At 32.0% G+C, this 16,402-nt stretch carries 19 protein-coding genes and 1 tRNA gene; 17 read left to right on the forward strand and 3 right to left on the reverse strand.

From position 1 onward, the window contains the following. On the reverse strand, positions 1–1,731 hold the full coding sequence (locus K6112_06690) for a purine/pyrimidine permease (GenBank protein ID QZP17697.1): 1,731 nt from the start codon (positions 1,729–1,731) through the stop codon (positions 1–3). A gap of 125 nt (positions 1,732–1,856) precedes the next feature. On the opposite strand from K6112_06690, the gene K6112_06695 reads away from it, so the two are divergent. Genes K6112_06695 through K6112_06705 form a run of 3 tightly spaced genes read left to right on the forward strand, consistent with a single transcriptional unit; the run spans position 1,857 to position 3,825 of the window. Next, positions 1,857–2,192, forward strand: coding sequence for an STAS domain-containing protein (locus K6112_06695; protein QZP17698.1), 336 nt, complete (start codon positions 1,857–1,859; stop codon positions 2,190–2,192). Between the two features lie 8 nt (positions 2,193–2,200). Then, positions 2,201–2,614 carry an ATP-binding protein gene (locus K6112_06700; GenBank protein QZP17699.1) on the forward strand — a complete coding sequence of 138 codons (414 nt, stop codon included), beginning with the start codon at positions 2,201–2,203 and terminating at the stop codon, positions 2,612–2,614. Positions 2,615–2,619: 5 nt separating this feature from the next. Further along, positions 2,620–3,825, forward strand: coding sequence for a SpoIIE family protein phosphatase (locus K6112_06705; protein QZP17700.1), 1,206 nt, complete (start codon positions 2,620–2,622; stop codon positions 3,823–3,825). A 31-nt stretch (positions 3,826–3,856) separates the two neighbouring features. Here the strand turns inward: K6112_06705 and K6112_06710 are convergent, their stop codons facing one another. Continuing rightward, a complete protein-coding gene (locus K6112_06710) occupies positions 3,857–4,396 on the reverse strand; it encodes a peroxiredoxin (GenBank protein QZP17701.1) in 540 nt (179 codons plus the stop codon). A 78-nt stretch (positions 4,397–4,474) separates the two neighbouring features. Between K6112_06710 and K6112_06715 the strand changes: the two genes are divergently transcribed. From K6112_06715 to K6112_06745, 7 genes are all read left to right on the forward strand, one after another. Then, positions 4,475–4,550: transfer RNA gene (locus tag K6112_06715), tRNA-Arg, on the forward strand. Between the two features lie 125 nt (positions 4,551–4,675). Then, positions 4,676–5,674: a site-specific integrase gene (locus tag K6112_06720; protein QZP17702.1), complete on the forward strand. Its 999-nt coding sequence runs from the start codon at positions 4,676–4,678 to the stop codon at positions 5,672–5,674. A gap of 236 nt (positions 5,675–5,910) precedes the next feature. Then, positions 5,911–6,390, forward strand: a complete 480-nt coding sequence (locus K6112_06725; protein QZP17703.1) for a hypothetical protein — start codon at positions 5,911–5,913, stop codon at positions 6,388–6,390. A 71-nt stretch (positions 6,391–6,461) separates the two neighbouring features. Next, a complete protein-coding gene (locus tag K6112_06730) occupies positions 6,462–6,929 on the forward strand; it encodes a hypothetical protein (GenBank protein QZP17704.1) in 468 nt (155 codons plus the stop codon). 10 nt (positions 6,930–6,939) lie between these two features. After that, positions 6,940–7,083 (forward strand): hypothetical protein, encoded by a 144-nt coding sequence (locus tag K6112_06735; protein ID QZP17705.1) that lies wholly within the window; start codon positions 6,940–6,942, stop codon positions 7,081–7,083. A gap of 88 nt (positions 7,084–7,171) precedes the next feature. Next, entirely contained in the window at positions 7,172–7,885 is a 714-nt protein-coding gene (locus K6112_06740) for a hypothetical protein (GenBank protein ID QZP17706.1), read from the forward strand. A gap of 232 nt (positions 7,886–8,117) precedes the next feature. Beyond that, the gene (locus tag K6112_06745) at positions 8,118–8,966 is read left to right on the forward strand and encodes a hypothetical protein (GenBank protein QZP17707.1); all 849 of its coding nucleotides are present in this window, start codon (positions 8,118–8,120) and stop codon (positions 8,964–8,966) included. Between the two features lie 202 nt (positions 8,967–9,168). On the opposite strand, the gene K6112_06750 is transcribed toward K6112_06745, so the two are convergent. Beyond that, positions 9,169–9,648, reverse strand: a complete 480-nt coding sequence (locus tag K6112_06750) for a sel1 repeat family protein (protein ID QZP18504.1) — start codon at positions 9,646–9,648, stop codon at positions 9,169–9,171. Positions 9,649–9,889: 241 nt separating this feature from the next. Between K6112_06750 and K6112_06755 the strand changes: the two genes are divergently transcribed. From K6112_06755 to K6112_06785, 7 genes are all read left to right on the forward strand, one after another. Then, positions 9,890–10,558: a hypothetical protein gene (locus K6112_06755; GenBank protein ID QZP17708.1), complete on the forward strand. Its 669-nt coding sequence runs from the start codon at positions 9,890–9,892 to the stop codon at positions 10,556–10,558. Between the two features lie 144 nt (positions 10,559–10,702). Beyond that, positions 10,703–11,341, forward strand: a complete 639-nt coding sequence (locus tag K6112_06760) for a hypothetical protein (protein ID QZP17709.1) — start codon at positions 10,703–10,705, stop codon at positions 11,339–11,341. Positions 11,342–11,376: 35 nt separating this feature from the next. Then, the gene (locus tag K6112_06765) at positions 11,377–12,300 is read left to right on the forward strand and encodes a hypothetical protein (GenBank protein ID QZP17710.1); all 924 of its coding nucleotides are present in this window, start codon (positions 11,377–11,379) and stop codon (positions 12,298–12,300) included. A gap of 128 nt (positions 12,301–12,428) precedes the next feature. Beyond that, a complete protein-coding gene (locus K6112_06770) occupies positions 12,429–14,303 on the forward strand; it encodes a DEAD/DEAH box helicase family protein (protein ID QZP17711.1) in 1,875 nt (624 codons plus the stop codon). Beyond that, positions 14,300–14,749 carry a hypothetical protein gene (locus K6112_06775; protein QZP17712.1) on the forward strand — a complete coding sequence of 150 codons (450 nt, stop codon included), beginning with the start codon at positions 14,300–14,302 and terminating at the stop codon, positions 14,747–14,749. The genes K6112_06770 and K6112_06775 overlap by 4 nt, the downstream gene beginning before the upstream one ends. 307 nt (positions 14,750–15,056) lie before the next feature. After that, a complete protein-coding gene (locus K6112_06780; GenBank protein ID QZP17713.1) occupies positions 15,057–15,533 on the forward strand; it encodes a hypothetical protein in 477 nt (158 codons plus the stop codon). A 19-nt stretch (positions 15,534–15,552) separates the two neighbouring features. Beyond that, positions 15,553–16,398, forward strand: a complete 846-nt coding sequence (locus K6112_06785) for a hypothetical protein (GenBank protein ID QZP17714.1) — start codon at positions 15,553–15,555, stop codon at positions 16,396–16,398. Positions 16,399–16,402: the final 4 nt, after the last annotated feature.

Genomic DNA, 16,402 nt, shown 5'->3' on the forward strand with positions numbered 1-16,402 from the left:
TTATTTGATCATGCCTACTTTTAAATATAGATAATCAATGCCTTGGTATTGCAAATGTTTTAATTCTTGCGTTAATCCATATAATAATTTTAGAGAAAGCTTCTTTTCAAAATCAACTTCACCTATGCCCTTGAGTGCTATCGCTGCCGACTCTGCATTTACATCAATAGGCTTAGAAATAAATTCTAACTCAGTAATATCTGCTTGATGATAAAGTTTAAAAACAATATTTTTTTTACTTTTTTTATTACTTTTACTTTGATGTTCAATTAGAAAGGTCAAAGCCTCCTCTGCTACCAATACAACTCGATTTTGAGTCGAAACATTTAGCTTATTTTTCTTTGAAAAATTTTCAATAGACTGATTAATTTTTTTTAAGCTTTCAATGCTCAATGGAATTGATAAATTAAATTTAGATCGTTTTTTTATCATTAACAATAGCATAACTAGTACTGCTGTCAGCCCCCCAGAAGTTGTTCCATTCGATAAGAAAACCTGAACACTTTCAGGAAATAAATCATTAAATAAAAAACCTCCCTGAAACCCAACCCCAGCAAAAAAACCAAGACAAACAGCCAGCATTGCTTCCGATGCTAGCTTTGTTTCATTAACCATTTCAAGTCCATGACCAAAAAGCATTACAATAATGACTAATATATATGCAGCTGCAACTGGATTAGGAATACTCGAAACCAAGGCAATTAATTTGGGAGATAAACCAAAAAGAATTATAAATAGACCTCCCCAAATACCTACCCTTAGTGCAGCAACTCGAGTAATCTCCATTACGCCAATACTCATTGAATAAACTGTGTTGGGGACAGATCCCAAAATTCCCGCCACGAAGCTACCAACTCCATCTGCATTTATGGCTCCTTGTATAGATTTAAAATTGATGGAACGTGATTTTTTATATGATTTTTTTTGCACAGCAATACCATCTGCATATGTTTCAATACAACCGACAAAGGTGATTAAAATAAATGCTGGTAGTAAAGCCCAAAAATCCGCATTTATTGTGAAGTTTAATCCAGGCCAATATATTTCTGGAAATCCAAGTAAAGGGCTATTTTGAAATTGGGAAGTATCGACTAGACCAATATAATAGGCGTAAGAATATCCACAAAAAATTCCTATTAATGGTGCCCAAAGTCGATGAACTTTTTTCCCATAAATCGTAGTTAAAATAATTGGTAAGAGGGTAGATAAAAAAACAAAGGCTATGCTGGGTTGGTTTTTAAAGTTCTCAGGCACATCCTTTAGCATTGACCATATTACCGGGGCAACATTAAGTGCCATTAGCATTAACACAACTCCACCGATTGCGGGAGTGAGAATTTTACGTAAGGCACCCATTCTTGAGGTAAATATAAATGTTGCTAGCGAACCTGCACACACCAAGGTAAGCAATAAAGAAGGTCCACCTTTGTCAAGGGCAGCAATAGCAACTGTTATAAAGGCAACATTAGAGCCAACAAATAATAAATACCGACCCCCAATAATTCCAATGCGATTAATTTGTAACCAAGTAGAAATACCACACGCCAATAATGCTGCAAATACTAGCCAATTAATCTGACCTAAAGGAAGACCTGCCTCCCGGCCAACAATCAGAGGAGTAAGCATAATACCGGTAATAATCATTACAGTAACTTGCAAACCAAGACCCGCAGATAAAATATGGGATGGTTTGTCGTCAGGTTCGAATCGAACAATTTCTTCATTACTCATAACAATGTAATCCTAAAAAAATTTAATATATAAAGGTATTTATTGAATTAAACCTTTAGTTTAGACTAAACGGTAATAATAAAGATATTACTTAAATTTTAATTGAATAAAAGAGAGACGATTATATGCTTGAAGTAAAAATTGAAAATAAATCTGGAATTTTAGTCATTGAACCCATAGGTCGCCTTGATGGTTTGTCATCAAAACAGTTTCTAGAGGATATCGAAAAGCAAATTTTAAAGGATAGCAATCAAGCTATACTTAATCTTGAAAAACTTGATTATATAAGCTCAGAAGGACTTAGATCTATATTAACTATCGCTAAAAAAACTAAATCACTTGGAGGTAAGTTAGTTTTATGTGCTCCAAGAGATGGTGTGAAGGAGGTTTTAGATATTAGTGGGTTCGGCCAGATGCTAGGAGTTTACGAAACCGAAGCTCAGGCCATAGAAAGTATGTGATTTTAGTTATGGATAATGAAAATCAAGTAAGTGTTATTTTACTTTCCAAAAAAATTGAAGATTTAACTTATCTCACTGAACAATTAAATGATTTCTTTAAAGGCCATATGGCTTTGGTTAATCCGATCAATTTAATAATTGAAGAGCTTTATTCTAATTCTATTAACTATGGTAAGGCTAAAAATTTAGAGGTTAAAGTAACTTTAGAAATGAAAGAGCACACACTTAAGATAAAGTATGAAGATAATGGTATTGCCTTTAATCCTCTTACCGAAGCAAAGCAACCTGATCTTGAAAGTGATTTAGAGGTTCATGCTATTGGCGGTCTGGGTGTTCATTTTATAAAAAATATGACTGACAACCAGAGCTATCAACGTATTAATGAAATCAATCAACTAATCTTAGAAAAAGAAATTAACTAACTTATATGCCTAGTATCGAACAAGCACAAAAAATAATTTTTGAAATCCTTAAAGATTTTGAGGATGACACTTTAAATATTCTTAAAAATAGTCCGGTAGCTTTGAGGATAATGAGGACAACGGATAAACATATTATATTTGCTAATCCACGCTACATGGATATGTTTGAAGTTAAAGATAAAGATCTTCAAACCCTGACTCCGATGAGGGTTTATCGACATACAAAAGACTTTGAAGTATTAAGTAAAAGATTAGAAAAACAAGAAAATATTATTGATGAAGTTCTAGCTATGAAAACACTCTCAGACATACCATTGCAAGTGATGGGTTCATTTCATCACCTTCGTTATCTAGATCAAGATGTTGTATTAGCATGGTTTTATGATATTACTGCAGCTCATCGAGCTAAAGAAATTGCAGAGGAAGCTGCCCAAAGTGTGATTAAAAGTCAAAAAGCTTTATCCGATGAAATTAACGAGGCGGCAAATTATATTCATAGCCTTTTACCAAAACCGTTAGATGATAATTTAGTTAAATCCTCATGGAAACATATTCCTTCATCGGCTCTTGGGGGAGATGCATTTGGTTATCATTGGATTGACGATGATCACTTGGCAATTTTTTTGATTGATGTTTGTGGTCATGGTGTGGGATCGGCAATGCTCTGTATTTCTGCAATTAATTCTATTCGCTCTCAATCTCTTGTTGATACTGATTTTCGTAGTCCTGCCTCAGTTCTAAATGGGCTTAATGCAGCCTTCCCAATGGAGCAACAAAATTTAAAATTTTTTACAGTATGGTATGGAGTGTATTCCCCATCAACACAGACATTAAAGTATGCATCAGCCGGCCATCCTCATGCTATTTTGATTCATAATGAAAGCTCAAAAAACCAAACAAATATTAAAAAACTGGCAACTAAAGGTGTTGCAGTTGGATGTTTTGAAGATATAGATTATGAGGAGAGCAAAGTTATATTAACTAAAGAAAATAAACTATATGTATTTAGTGATGGAGTTTACGAAATAACTGATAAAAATAATAATGAAATGACGTTGGAAGACTTCACGAATCTTGTTAAAAAACAATTTAACAACACTGATGAACTTCAATCAGATTTAATTTATGAGGAAATAAAAAATTTAAAGAAAGATGATGGACCTCTTGATGATGACTTTTCAATTGTTGAACTTATAATTAATCATAGCTAACATCGAAAATTTCCTATTAGAGCGTTCAATTCTATGAATTTCTCTCAAAAGCCTCTAAGTCATTTTTAATTTCTTGTGCATGATTCGATGGAGATACATCCCTATAAACTCTTCTTACAACCCCATCAGGATCAATTATAAAGCTCTGTCTTTTTGCTAATTTAAAAATAAAGAAATTATTTAAAGCACCATATTTTTTTGCAGTTTCTCCATCAGGGTCAGAAAGCAACATAAAGGGGAGGTTATACTTTTCTTTAAATTCTTTATGCGACTCACTTGAGTCAATACTTATTCCTACAACATTGGCATTTAATTTCTTAATTTCTGTAAAGTTGTCCCTCAGTGAACAAGCCTCTTTCGTACATCCAGGTGTGTCATCTTTAGGGTAGAAAAAAACTAGTAACCATTCACCTTTGAATTCTTTAAGAGATACTAATTCTCCATAAGAATTTTTAAGCTTAAATTCAGGAGCAGATTTTCCTAGTAATTTATCTTCAGATCCAAAAGCTGATTTTTTAAAAATAAAAACGAGAGAAAGAACAATAGCTAAAACGAGAAAAACTTTTAACATAATTGATGACCATATTAATTTTATTAAATTATATGATGTAATCTTATCAACGAAGTTCTATAATTTCATAAATCATTTGCCTTCGTAGCTCAGGGGATAGAGCATCCCCCTCCTAAGGGGAGGGTCGCACGTTCGAATCGTGCCGAGGGCACCATTCTCTCTGACTGGCTACCGGTTGTAGCTGTAAGGGTTTCAGAAGGTTTTCACCTACAACGCGGTATCCTACGAAGGCTAGCTTAACTCATTTTTTGGTCACATTTTGGTCTCACAAGGACGACTATGGCAACCATCAGGCAGCGCAAAAACAAATCTTGGCAGGGCATTATCCGCAGGAAAGGATTTCCGCATCAGTCACGGGTATTCAAGCTCAAATCAGATACCTTGAAGTGGGTGAGGTCAGTGGAGGTGAGTTTTGACCAAGGTTATCAATTCAACTATTCATTGGTGAGTAAAACCTTGTTATCTGACCTGATTGAACGTTATGGCAAGGAAATTAGCCCTCAAAAAAGGTCCTATACCCGAGAATTGAGTCGGTTAAGTATCATCAATACCTCATTAGGCGAATATGCATTAATTAATTTAACGCCTCAGGTGGTCTCTCAATATCGGGATAAAAGATTGAGTGAAGGAAAATCAGGTGCCACTGTCGTCAAAGACATCAATACACTTTCTCATCTCTGTGAGATAGCAAAAAAAGAATGGGGATATGGCGCGATTGAGAACCCCACAAAATTTATTAGAAAACCGAAAGTGAATCGAAATCGTATTCGAAGATTGAGTGAATGTGAGGAAAAGATTCTTCTAGATTCTGCTGAAAAAAGTCAGAGTGTAATGTTAAAAAATATCATTATTTTTGCGATTGAAACAGGGCTCAGATTAGGTGAAATTATTAATTTAAGTTGGATCGATATTGATAAAAATGTGGCCACAATTAGACAGACAAAAAATGGAATATCAAGACAAATTCCTCTATCTAAAATCGCAATAAAATCTATTGAAAATCTGCCTAAACATATCTCAAAAAACCAAATATTTTGGAGTTGGAATTCACCATCGAGTTTTAAAAGTACTTGGCAAAGAATGATCAAAAGCACACAAATTCAAGATTTAAGGTTCCATGATTTACGTCATGAAGCTATCTCTAGATTGTTTGAAAAGGGACTCAATCCGATGGAAGTGGCAGCCATTTCAGGACACCAGACACTACAGGTTTTAAAGGCTTATACACACATCAAAGTTAGTCATTTAGCTCGTAAATTAGAAAATATAAACCTATAAATTACTTTTGTTTATAACTATAAGTAACTGTTTTTTATATATATACTTCCTAACGAATGTTTTTAGTTCTAATAAGTATTTTTTCCTTCTTTCTCTTTCTTTTTCTCTTTCTATTTCTATTTCTGTTCTGACATGACGCAAGCATTATGCATGCATTATGTACGCGTTAGTAACCTTCTAAATTTTAAATCTACTTTTTAAATGTAGCAGATTATTTTAATTATATGGAGACGATTATGAAAAAAAATTTGACCGTTGATTTAAGTATAACGAATACAAATCATCCAATCTATCGAGTTACTGAATGGGATAAATATCAACAATATGATAAAACATCTTTTCGGTATGTAAGGCAAATGCCTTGGTTTAAATTCTATGCAAGAGAGCTTTTACAACAACGACGATTTGTGATGCTAGAGCCAGACATATTTAAATTTTTAATGTTGCTAATGTGTCATGCATCACAGGATGATGGCTACCTTCTTTTTGAAGAATTGATCTTTCAATTTAGAGGTCTTTTGGATGAAGATGAGTTAAAAAATAATCTTAAATTTTTAGAGGAACAAAGATTTATTAATCAAGTGAATCATAGTGAATTTATTGAATCTCGATCTTATGGCTGGCATAGAAATAATCCTATCGGATCAAAATCTGATAGGAAAGATTATAAAAGCTCTAAACCTAGGAAAAAAACTGTTTACGACAATATTAAATAGTAACCTTTTTAGTAATTAATCTACTTTTGGGTTAGGGAGCAATAATTCTTAAGAATAAAGGAGTTTATATTATGAAAAAATTTCTAATAGCACTAGCTGCATTTACTTCAATGAGCGTTCATGCTGGCGAGAATCAATCGTTACATGAATTTATGGTAAAAAATTATGATTGGAAACAAGATTCATCAAATATTGTTCATGTGGGTACAAGGTGTGCAGCTGTCATGGACGCAGCTGTCTGGAGGCTATCAGCAGATAATAGGAGTGATATTAAATCACTAGCAGACCAATATAAAGGTTTTGGTGATGTGTATTTGTATTCTACTGCCCCTCTGGCTCAAAAAATAGATTATTCAACTGATGGCTATACAAAACTATATAAGTACTGGATGGATACTTACAAGTTGATGGCAGAGGAAAATGCAATTAAATACAATGATTTTTTTCACGGAATGCTTGGTGATGATTTTATGATTTGTGGAGATAAGCAAAACTTTAGTTTTTACAAATCAATGTTAAAAAATTCAGCAAGAAAGTAGGGGAGTAATTATGGAAACTATTAAATCAGTTATTGGAATGATAGTAGGTTTAGCATGGGTCTTGTTTGCCGGACTTTCTTGGTTGATTTTTTGGGGTATGTTTTGGCTTTTAGTGGCTTCCCCTTTTATTCTTTTGTTGTCATATATTTTTTAATTGAGGAGTTGATTCATTGGCTAATAGGATCAGGTAAGGCACTTTAGTAATAGAAGAAAAGCTATCTCATCTCTATTTAAGGATAATTATGAAAAAAAATTGTAACAGGTGTAATAGGTACCTTGATTTTTCATGGTTTAAACCAAGTAATCGAACAAATGATGGCCTCCAATTTTGCTGTAAAGAATGTGCTGAAAAAAGAAGATTTACTGCTAAAAAACGTTATGAGAATGATGCTGCTTACCGTGAAAGAGCAAAAAAAAATAAAAGAGAAAAATACCACTCAGATCCTGAATATAAAGAAAAATTAAATAAACAAAGGGCTGCAAATAAGCTGAAGCAGTATCATTCAGATCCCAAATTTAAAGAAAAATTAAATAAGCAAAGGGCTGCAAATCAGCTGAAGCAGTATCATTCAGATCCCAAATTTAAAGAAAAATTAAATAAGCAAAGGGCAAAAAATTTTCTCATTAAGTATCATGATGACCCAAAAACTAGAGTGCATACCAATATCTCTTCTCAAATACGTCAATCTTTAAAAAATGGAAAAAAAGGTCAACACTGGGAAATTTTAGTGGGTTTCACAGTTGATGAATTAATGAAGCATCTTGAGGCTTTATTTGAGGAAGGTATGACTTGGGATAATTATGGAAAATGGCATATTGACCATAGAACACCTAAGTCTTGGTTTAATTTTAAAACAACAGGCAATTTAGAATTTAAAAAATGTTGGGGCTTAGAAAACTTGAAACCAATGTGGGGCGGTGAAAATATTGCTAAAGGTAATAGGTTTTCAGATTAATAAAAAAATGAAAAAATTTCTTAACCATATATATAAAAAATCTCGAGAACTAAAAAATAATGATGAGCTTAAATTAGCTGCTTTATCTGGGTTTACTTCTGGAGTTATACTTGTTTATATTATTTATAATATTTTATGAATTTAATGCTTTCCCACTAATAGAACTTAAGGAAATTATGAAAAAACTAATACTGATCTTGTCGTTAATACCAAATTTGGTGATGGCAGAGACATGGCATTAAGCTCTTTGTATGTAGTTCCTGGTTATACATTCTTTTATTATGGCTTCACGCTTCAAAAAGCCTTTTATCAAGAATATATTAAGCATTTTGGCTTATCTGTTTCTGATAGAACAAAACCTATAAAACTCCAGATAAAAAATAAAGTATATGATGCAAAAATAAGATTAGTAAGCCAGGATAATTCAGGGAAGTCAAAAAAAAGGTCTTTAGTAAAATATCCAGAAAGAGTGGTGCTACATATTTTTTGGAATGATGAATTGGATACTCTAAAGGCTTTGAGAAAATTAATGATATATAGCTATGCTTCAACAAGAAATAAGGCAAAGCCAAAATTAAAAGAGCTTCTAGAATTTGATCATAAAGATGGCAATATTTTTAGACTTAAAACTCTTTCAAAGCAGGAAACAGACTTTGATGAGATGTTTTATTTTTTAGAAGATAAGAATCTATTTGCATTTTGGGAGGATAGTAAAAACAAAAAACCTAAAGATAAGCTTTTCATTTCCTATTCAGACAGATGGCTTGATAAATCTGAACTAAAAAAATATGCCTCAAGATCAAATGTAGTCTACATACTAAATAATAAGAACGAATCTCAAATTTATGTAGGCAAAGCAAATAGCTTTGGAAACAGAGTAAATGACAAATCAACAAGAGTTGCTATGGACGAATTTGATAGTTTTTTATTTTTTGAACTTCATCCTGAATATAGTTTTTTGTTAGATGAAGTTGAAAATTATTCCATACGCTTATTTGCCACTATCTTTAGTAATATGGTTAATGTTAAAGGACTTAATTTAAACAATATGAGGCTAGTCAATAAACAAATTAAAAAATAAAAAAGTCACTCCTTTTTTTTTAATTAATTATTAAAAAATAGCTCGTTTTGGCTAAATTGGGTAAAAAATATGTATTTTGTAAGTTATTGATTTATATAGGTTTATTTTTACCATTTTAGGGCTCTAAGGCGATTTAAGGCTCTGTGTTGATTTCGGGTAGGCTACCCTACGCTGGAGAAAAATAATCGCTGTTTGAGAGTATTTATTTAAAATAATTATTAGCCTCTTTAATCTGCCAAGGCTCCAATCTAGTCATATAATCTAGTTTTCCTTGATAAGGAAATTGACCTTTTTCAACGGCTTGATTTATGGCTAGTAACATCAGTATTTCAAGTCTTTCCTCTGCTTTTTTATCGCCTTGATTAGCAGCTTTTTGATAAAGTTTTTTGGCCATGACATGACTGACTTGAATCCCAAGGCCATATTCGTACATTCTTGCTAAATTATATTGTGAGTCTGGTAGCCCTTGATTTGCAGCTCTCAAGTACCAGTAGAAAGCATTAGAATAATTTTGTTTTAATCCCATTTCACCAAATTCATTTGCATATCCTAAGTTATGTTTTGAATAAGCTGAACCTGGATGATCAACTTTCGTTAATTGCTCACAAGCTTGCACATTTATTTTGGGATAATTAAAGCAGGAAAGTGTTGCATAAAGGGTGTGAGGGTGTTCTTGAATCATCTCAATAACCAAAGGCGGTAGTTTTGTTAGAAGTTCTCTAGTGTCTTTAGCCCATGCTATCTGTGAAGAGAATAAAATAAGTAGTAGTAGTTTTTTCAATTGAGTGCCTCCAATTTTGTAATGTAATAGGTAGACGTAAATATCTCTAATTGTCAGGTTTACATAAAAAATAACCCTTTTATCTTCCAATCTACTTTTTATAAATTACTCAAATTAATATTGTCAAATAAAGGAGAAAAAAATGAGAGTTATTTCATGGAATATGAATAAGCGTAGTAAAGAAAACTGTTGGGAATTTGCAATAAATAATCTAAATTCAGACTTTGTAATGGCTCAAGAAGCAAGCCCATTAATAAATGGCATTAATGCAATCGAGAGATGCATTAAAAAAACAAATCGAACTGTTTTTTATTCTAGAGACAAAAATTACCAAGAAATTAAAATGGAAGATGATAGAGGTATGGGTTTGTTGGTTACGAGCTATAAAGATATTTATTTTATAAATGTCTATGCAAATTTAGATTTTAAACCTGTAAATCCACCCCTTTTAGGATTTATTAGTAAATTTGTGAGTCATCTAAGACACCACCATGATGCAAAAAATATAATAATTGCAGGAGATTTTAATATGGACCGAAGAATGGATTACAATCCCAGATTTGCAAAAAAGGGTACATATCCGACAAATGATTTTTTTAATGCAATCTTAGATATGGGATTTTATGATTGTGTTAGAAAGTATAATTCAGAGCCTATTCAAACTCATTATCATAATAAGAGTGATTTCCCATGGGAGCTTGACCACATGTTCTGTACTAAAGATTTATATGATTGTCTGAAACGAATAAGGGTACAAAATACAAAAGAGCTAAGCGACCACAACCCAATCATTGCTGATTTTGATTTATAAATTTTATAAAAAAATGGGGGTAGCAAATCCCATGGTATCAGGTGCTTTACTCAAATTTTACATATATATGAAGAGGTAGCTAAAACAACATTTATTAAGTTTTTAGCTATTTTATTTAGAAAAATACTCAAAGGAGAAAATAAGATGACGTCAATACCAATCCCCGAACCTTATTGGGAAGATGAACTTCCCCCATTTTTAGAAATAGTAAAAGATGAATTAATTGATGAGGCTTATGGGAGAAAAGTAGCAAAATTTTTTCTAAATGATTTATGGAAATTTTATATGTGGGTTCAATATAGTGATGGCTTCAAGATTGAAAAAGATAAAAAGCAATATGACGGCATAGCAATTGACATAGCAATTGACACAAGTTTAAGACCGGATGGCTTATCTGATAAAACTAGGATAAATGATATGTTCTTAAAACCCGATGATAAATCTATGATAAATGAGGAGTTCTGTAAACCTGAGGTAATTAATGATGCATTAAGAGCCAAATATACCAGAGATTTTATAAATGAAGTAAATAAGGTTCAGCAAAATTATATATTTTCAATCAAAATAGAAAATAAGAATAATGAAGTAGCATATATAGGCGGCACAGCTCAAAAAGATAGCGTAGGCCAGGATGAAGTTAATTGGGTTATTGGAGCTTATAAAACCATAGATGAATTTAAAAAGTGTTTTGAGCCATACGACCTAAATAGCTTATCTGATGAACTAAATAGGTTATCTGATGAAGAAATACTAAAGCGGTATTTCAACAAGAATGGAAAATAAAATAACCTCTCTAATAACCAATCTACTTTCTTAATATGACGAAAAAATTCATAGTCTATTGGGCACATCTTAAAAGACATAAAGACATCAAAAAGGATGGTTATGTTGGTATTACTTCAAATACTCTTGACGAGAGAAGAAGATCACATATAAAAGCATCAAGGCGAGCTGATCACCACTTTGCGCGAGTTATAAAAAAATATAAAGATGAGATTATTTGGGATGTGATAAATGAGAACATATCAGAAGAACATGCGCTTGAGCTTGAATATACATTTAGGCCAAATGTAAGTATAGGTTGGAATTCAATTAAGGGCGGAGACTTAGGTGTTAAGTCTGATTGGTATGAAGATGAGACAAACAAAATAAAGCATCAAGAGCAAACATCGAATGCTACAAAAAAAGCTATCGCTGAAAAAGATTCAACCGAGGCAAGATCTAAACGAGCAAAAGATATTTGGGATCAAGATGGATATAGAGAGAGTAGGGAAGGTTTATTTGCTGGAAAGAATAATCCTCAATATGGAAAGTATGGTGCTGATCACCCGGCATATGGTAATAAACACACAAAAGAGACAAAAGAGAAAATAGCAAATGCACATAAGGGAAAGATAGTAAGTCAAGAAACTAGAGATAAATTGTCTGAAACAAGAATTAGAATTATGGCTCCCCAAAAAGCTGAAACGAAAAAACGCAATGTGCGCATACGTCTTGAAAAAAGAGCAGCCCATAAAAAAAATATCGAGTTAGGAGTCTATAAAGGAGAAAATTCTGGACCCTCTAAAATTTCTGATGATGAGAGGCAAGAAATTTGTTTAAGAAGATATGATGGCGAAAGTTATAAGCGAATATCAAATGATTATCCCTTAGGCTTAACAGGTATTAAGGCAGTATGCTTTGACTGGGGCCCAAGAAATGGTTTTCCTTTTAAAAGAATAGTAGCAAAAAGATCAAGTTAAAATATTTCATACATAAATTAATTATTAAATAACCTTTTGATCGTTTAATCTACTTTTTAAATATTGAGAGATTGTTATTACCCAATCACTTGATGATAAAATAAAATAAATAAATTGGAATTAAATATATGTCAATAAGAGATGATATTAATAAAGTAAAAGTTTTAAAAAAATCATATGAGTTTCAGCTCAATAGGGTACTTAATGAGGGAAAAAATACGGAACGTATAAACGATACAGTCCAACAAGCAATAGACAATCTTAGAAATAATAAAAATTCCTTTGTAATATACGGTGAACCTCAAAGTGGTAAAACGGAGATGATGATATGTCTTGCATCAAAATTAATTGACGAAGGAAATAAAATTGTAATTATTTTAATAAACGATAATTTACATCTTAGAGATCAAAATATTGATAGGTTTGTGAGAGCACACGTAACTCCTATTCCAGTAGATTACCAAGAAATAATTACCCCAACCTATAAAATAGATCATGAAACTCAAATGGTTATTTTTTGTAAAAAGAACTCAAAAGACCTTCAAAAACTACTGGATAAAATAGATAAATTTAAGGGCAAGGTTATTATTGATGATGAGGCTGATTATGCAAGTCCAGATGGGAAAATTAATAAAGTAGATGAGCAAACAAAAATAAATGAACTAGTAGGTAATCTTCTAAAAAAAGATGGGGTATATATAGGAGTAACTGCAACTCCGGCTAGGCTCGATCTGAATAATACTTTTGATAATATTGCTGAAAATTGGGTAGATTTCAAAGCACATGAAAATTATAATGGAGCACAAACGTTTTTTCCATCCAACCGAGATCATGAATTAGGGTTTAATTTAAAATTATTACCTCCTATTGATGATAACCCTAAATATCTTGAAGACGCACTTTCTATTTTTATTGCTACAGTTGGTTACTTAAATACAAGAAATAGAGATGAAATCAAAAATTTTTGTATGCTTGTACATACAAGTCATAAGACTGATATGCATGCTATTGATTATGGAATTGTTAGTAAATTTATAAGGTCATTAATTAGCCAAGAAGATTCTAAATACGAATTAAGATGGACTAAGGTAAAGGCAGCGATTGAAAAAAAGTACCCTAACGATGTTGAAATAATTTTTACCTATATTGTAAATAATATTTCAAAAAATAAAGTTCTAAAAATGAATTTTATAGCCAAGAGAGATGAAGGTTCCGATTTCGATCATGGCACTAATCCAATAGTTCCTTTTACAGTTTGCGTAGGTGGTAATATTGCCTCTAGAGGCTTAACTTTTAATAATCTTTTAAGTATGTTTTTTGCTCGAAATGCCATAAAAATTCAACAAGATACTTATATTCAAAGAGCTAGGATGTTTGGGTCAAGAAATGAATATCTTAAGGAATTTGAATTAACCATACCTGATTCTCTCTACAATGATTGGCATAAATGTTTCATGATGCATAACTTTTCTCTTGCATCAATAAAATCGAATAAAACGGTTCCGACATGGCTTGGAAGTTCTCGGCATACGCCAGCAGCAAAAAATAGTATTGACCTTGGGTTTGTTAATCATCAAAAAGGTGAAATGGGGTTTAAACTTTTTAAGTTTGATAGCTCTGTTGAAAAGATAATGAAATCCTCACAACTTAATAATTATGAAAAGTTAAAAGAATTGCAAAATTTACTTGGTGATGATCATGTCCCATCATATATTTTGTTATTTATTGAGCATAATATGCCACAACAAGAAAAATCAATTTCAATTAACGGACCAACATCAATTGATACCTTTAATCCAAAATATACTGATATATCAAATATTGAAAGACCGAGAGGTTTTATCGGTGGAGCCGATATAAGAAGAATTAAAGATGATAACCCTGCTGCAATTCATCATATTTGGATTTATTACTCACCGATACAGCAGAATAAAGCTAGATTATTTTATGTATATGATGGTAAATATACTGTAATAAGAAATTTAAAACACCATAAAGTATGATTAACGAGTTTGAATATTACCATGGCGCAGCATTAAGGGCTATTTGTGAAGGGTCTGAATCCCCAGTTACCGTTGAAGTTCTTGATAAACATTATGACAACAGCGCTTACGCTATAAACGATTCAGTTGCCCTTTACATAAAGCACTCAAAAAAACGATTAACTCCATGGAAATTTTCTTTTTATAAGCAACATCAGGACTTCATAAGTGAATTAAAAAATATTTTTGATGACATTGTTATTTTGTTGGTATGTGGAGACGATGGTGTGGTTGGACTAAGTTTTGACGAACTTAAGTTAATTTTAGATTCTAATCATGAGGATATAGAGTGGGTAAAAGTCGAACGAAGAAAAAGAGAGCAATATAAAGTATCTGGAACTGATGGTGAATTATCCTTCAAAATTACTCATGATGAATTTATATCAAAAGCTCTAAATAAATTATAAAAAAATTTATCCCCCTCTTATTGTTAATGGTTAAATCGGAGATGGTAGAGTCATAGCATTAAGTTCTCTATATGAAGTTCCTAAGCATAGATTTTTCTATTATAGATTCACCCTTTAATAAGCCTTTTATCAGGAATATATAAGATATTTAGGCCTATCTACTTCTGATAGAACATAAAGGATTCAAGCTTTTAAAACCTCAAGATTAATATGAAATACCTATTATTTGGAAAAAATAACCTTTTAAATTTTCAAGCTACCTTTTAATCAAAAGGATAACGTTCCTAATGAAAAGGAGATTTTTTAAATGAATAATAAACAAAGAAATAAACAATTAAGTTCGATCATGGATAAGCATTATATGAACGCAAATTATTTTAAAAAAGATAAATGCGTTTATTGCGGATCACCTTCGAATGATATTGACTACGTTCCTCCGGTTGAACAGGCTTACGCTTTTGGTAAAAACTTTATGGAAACAAATTATGGAGCTGAATTCTTAAAAGTTCCTTGCTGCAATCAATGCAATCAAAAAATCTTAAGAAATAAAGAGCTTATGACTATCAAGGAACGAAAGAAAGAAGTCTATAAATATTTATGTAAAGAGAAACAAAACACGCCTAAATGGACTAATGATGAATTAGGCGAGCTTGGTTACACTTTAAGCACAAAAGTTATTCCATTGCAGAATTATCAGGAATCACTAGGTAGAAGAATTTATTGGGCTAAGTCTAAAGTTAATATTGCATTTGATATGAAAAAATTTGGATATGACAATTTTTAAAATGTGCCGAGGATAAAAAATGGTAGATAAAATGGACGTAAAAAAAGAAAAAATAGATATCGATATGTATCGCTATGTTTCTGGTCTTGATGTCAAGCTGCCAAAATTTAATCTAAAAAAAATTGACGCTAAAGAAGTTCTAGGCTCATTAAATTCAGGGGATAGGGAGAATAGAAAAAAAGCTGTCTCACTTTTATTTGAAGCTTATAGCAAACGTTACTTCGAGATAGCTCAGAGTGTTGCTGATAGTAAACCTAGCAATCCACATGCGTTCATATGGGAATGGTATTCAGAAGTTAAAGGAGATTCACAATCTTTAAAGACAGAGGATGAAGAAGAAGCTCAAAATGAAACTGAAAAAAATGAAGCTTTAAGAGATATTTTCTGGAACATAGAAAATGATGAAACTAAACCGACTTCAGAAAAAGACATAGGTGCATGGCTCGATAATGCCGTTAAAAATTATGCAAATGACAAAATGAGTTTTAATCATAATTTGCACTGTTATTGGCATGAACCTCCACAAGATGTAAGGTTTATTGCTTTCGCTAGTATGAAAATTAATCGGCAGCCTTTTAATCTTGAAAAAATTGATGCTAAGGAAGTTCTTCGTTTATTGAATTCAGAGGATACAAATGATATAAAAAAAGCTGCCTCGCTTTTATTTGAGGGTTATAGCAAACGTTATCTCGAGATAGCTTTGGGGACAGTGGATCCTATCATTGGGGCCCATAGACAATTAGAGTATATTTTTCATAACTGTTTTAAACCTCAAACTATACCAACTTCAGAAAAAGAGATAGGTAAATGGCTAGATTATTTTGTTCTACGTTCGTTATACAATTTCAGCATTCAACAAGAATAATATT

The sequence above is a fragment of the Methylophilales bacterium genome (genome assembly GCA_019823025.1).
In the GTDB taxonomy this organism is placed as follows: Bacteria; Pseudomonadota; Gammaproteobacteria; order Burkholderiales; family Methylophilaceae; genus BACL14.